Consider the following 3244-nt stretch of genomic DNA (forward strand, 5'->3'; position numbering starts at 1 on the left):
GGCTGCCTTCAGTGCCGGCCCCAGTGCACTCCGGTGGAAACCGGGGGTGATGGGTGGTTGGTCGTTGTTTGAGAACTGCACAGTGGACGCGAGCATCTGTGGCCAAGTTTTTAAGGGCGCACGGTGGATGCCTTGGCACCAGGAACCGATGAAGGACGTGGGAGGCCACGATAGTCCCCGGGGAGCCGTCAACCAGGCTTTGATCCGGGGGTTTCCGAATGGGGAAACCCGGCAGTCGTCATGGGCTGTCACCCTTGCCTGAACACATAGGGCAAGTGGAGGGAACGCGGGGAAGTGAAACATCTCAGTACCCGCAGGAAGAGAAAACAACCGTGATTCCGGGAGTAGTGGCGAGCGAAACCGGATGAGGCCAAACCTTGTATGTGTGAGACCCGGCAGGGGTTGCATGCAAGGGGTTGTGGGATCTCTCTTTCACAGTCTGCCGGCTGTGAGGCGAGTCAGAAACCGTTGATGTAGGCGAAGGACATGCGAAAGGTCCGGCGTAGAGGGTAAGACCCCCGTAGTCGAAACATCAACGGCTCGTTTGAGAGACACCCAAGTAGCACGGGGCCCGAGAAATCCCGTGTGAATCTGGCGGGACCACCCGCTAAGCCTAAATATTCCCTGGTGACCGATAGCGGATAGTACCGTGAGGGAATGGTGAAAAGTACCGCGGGAGCGGAGTGAAATAGTACCTGAAACCGTGTGCCTACAAGCCGTGGGAGCGTCGCGCATTGAGTTTACTCAGTGCGTCGTGACTGCGTGCCTTTTGAAGAATGAGCCTGCGAGTTTGCGGTGCGTTGCGAGGTTAACCCGTGTGGGGAAGCCGTAGCGAAAGCGAGTCCGAATAGGGCGATTCAGTAGCGCGCTCAAGACCCGAAGCGGAGTGATCTAGCCATGGGCAGGTTGAAGCGGCTGTAAGAGGTCGTGGAGGACCGAACCCACCAGGGTTGAAAACCTGGGGGATGACCTGTGGTTAGGGGTGAAAGGCCAATCAAACTCCGTGATAGCTGGTTCTCCCCGAAATGCATTTAGGTGCAGCGTCGTGTGTTTCTTGCCGGAGGTAGAGCACTGGATAGGCGATGGGCCCTACCGGGTTACTGACCTTAGCCAAACTCCGAATGCCGGTAAGTGAGAGCGCGGCAGTGAGACTGTGGGGGATAAGCTCCATGGTCGAGAGGGAAACAGCCCAGAGCATCGACTAAGGCCCCTAAGCGTACGCTAAGTGGGAAAGGATGTGGAGTCGCACAGACAACCAGGAGGTTGGCTTAGAAGCAGCCACCCTTGAAAGAGTGCGTAATAGCTCACTGGTCTAGTGATTCCGCGCCGACAATGTAGCGGGGCTCAAGCGTACCGCCGAAGTCGTGTCATTGCAGCAATAGGGCCAACGCCCGCTGTGATGGGTAGGGGAGCGTCGTGTGCCGGGTGAAGCCGCGCCGGAAGGCAGTGGTGGACGGTTCACGAGTGAGAATGCAGGCATGAGTAGCGATACACACGTGAGAAACGTGTGCGCCGATTGACTAAGGGTTCCTGGGTCAAGCTGATCTGCCCAGGGTAAGTCGGGACCTAAGGCGAGGCCGACAGGCGTAGTCGATGGATAACCGGTTGATATTCCGGTACCCGCTGTGAAGCGTCAAACATTGAACCAGGCGATGCTAAGTCCGTGAAGCCGCCCCGGAGCCTTCGGGCAAAGGGGAGTGGTGGAGCCGACGGACCAGACCTGCAGTAGGTGAGTGATGGGGTGACGCAGGAAGGTAGTCCATCCCGGGCGGTGGTTGTCCCGGGGTAAGGGTGTAGGCCGTGTGATAGGCAAATCCGTCACACATTAAGGCTGAGACCTGATGCCGAGCCGATTGTGGTGAAGTGGATGATCCTATGCTGTCGAGAAAAGCCTCTAGCGAGTTTCATGGCGGCCCGTACCCTAAACCGACTCAGGTGGTCAGGTAGAGAATACCGAGGCGTTCGGGTGAACTATGGTTAAGGAACTCGGCAAAATGCCCCCGTAACTTCGGGAGAAGGGGGGCCATCACTGGTGATCCGATTTACTCGGTGAGCTGGGGGTGGCCGCAGAGACCAGCGAGAAGCGACTGTTTACTAAAAACACAGGTCCGTGCGAAGCCGTAAGGCGATGTATACGGACTGACGCCTGCCCGGTGCTGGAACGTTAAGGGGACCGGTTAGTCACTCTTCGGGGTGGCGAAGCTGAGAACTTAAGCGCCAGTAAACGGCGGTGGTAACTATAACCATCCTAAGGTAGCGAAATTCCTTGTCGGGTAAGTTCCGACCTGCACGAATGGCGTAACGACTTCTCGACTGTCTCAACCATAGGCCCGGTGAAATTGCACTACGAGTAAAGATGCTCGTTTCGCGCAGCAGGACGGAAAGACCCCGGGACCTTTACTACAGTTTGATATTGGTGTTCGGTTCGGCTTGTGTAGGATAGGTGGGAGACTGTGAAGTCATGGCGCCAGCCATGGTGGAGTCGCCGTTGAAATACCACTCTGGTCGTGCTGGATGTCTAACCTGGGTCCGTGATCCGGATCAGGGACAGTGTCTGATGGGTAGTTTAACTGGGGCGGTTGCCTCCTAAAGAGTAACGGAGGCGCCCAAAGGTTCCCTCAGCCTGGTTGGTAATCAGGTGTTGAGTGTAAGTGCACAAGGGAGCTTGACTGTGAGACCGACGGGTCGAGCAGGGACGAAAGTCGGGACTAGTGATCCGGCGGTGGCTTGTGGAAGCGCCGTCGCTCAACGGATAAAAGGTACCCCGGGGATAACAGGCTGATCTTCCCCAAGAGTCCATATCGACGGGATGGTTTGGCACCTCGATGTCGGCTCGTCGCATCCTGGGGCTGGAGTCGGTCCCAAGGGTTGGGCTGTTCGCCCATTAAAGCGGTACGCGAGCTGGGTTTAGAACGTCGTGAGACAGTTCGGTCCCTATCCGCTGTGCGCGTAGGAATATTGAGAAGGGCTGTCCCTAGTACGAGAGGACCGGGACGGACGAACCTCTGGTGTGCCAGTTGTCCTGCCAAGGGCATGGCTGGTTGGCTACGTTCGGGAGGGATAACCGCTGAAAGCATCTAAGCGGGAAGCCTGCTTCGAGATGAGTATTCCCACCCCCTTGAGGGGTTAAGGCTCCCAGTAGACGACTGGGTTGATAGGCCAGATCTGGAAGGCGGGCAACCGCTGGAGGTGACTGGTACTAATAGGCCGAGGGCTTGTCCTCAGTTGCTCGCGTCCACTGTGT

The 3244-nt window shown here is 57.2% G+C and carries 1 rRNA gene; it reads left to right on the forward strand.

The window, feature by feature from the left end:
- Nucleotides 1-100: 100 nt before the first annotated feature.
- A 23S ribosomal RNA gene (locus ACFWBT_RS41635) occupies nt 101-3223 on the forward strand.
- Nucleotides 3224-3244: the final 21 nt, after the last annotated feature.

Origin of the sequence: Streptomyces sp. NPDC060027 (assembly GCF_042737005.1) — a bacterium.
In the GTDB taxonomy this organism is placed as follows: Bacteria; Actinomycetota; Actinomycetes; order Streptomycetales; family Streptomycetaceae; genus Streptomyces.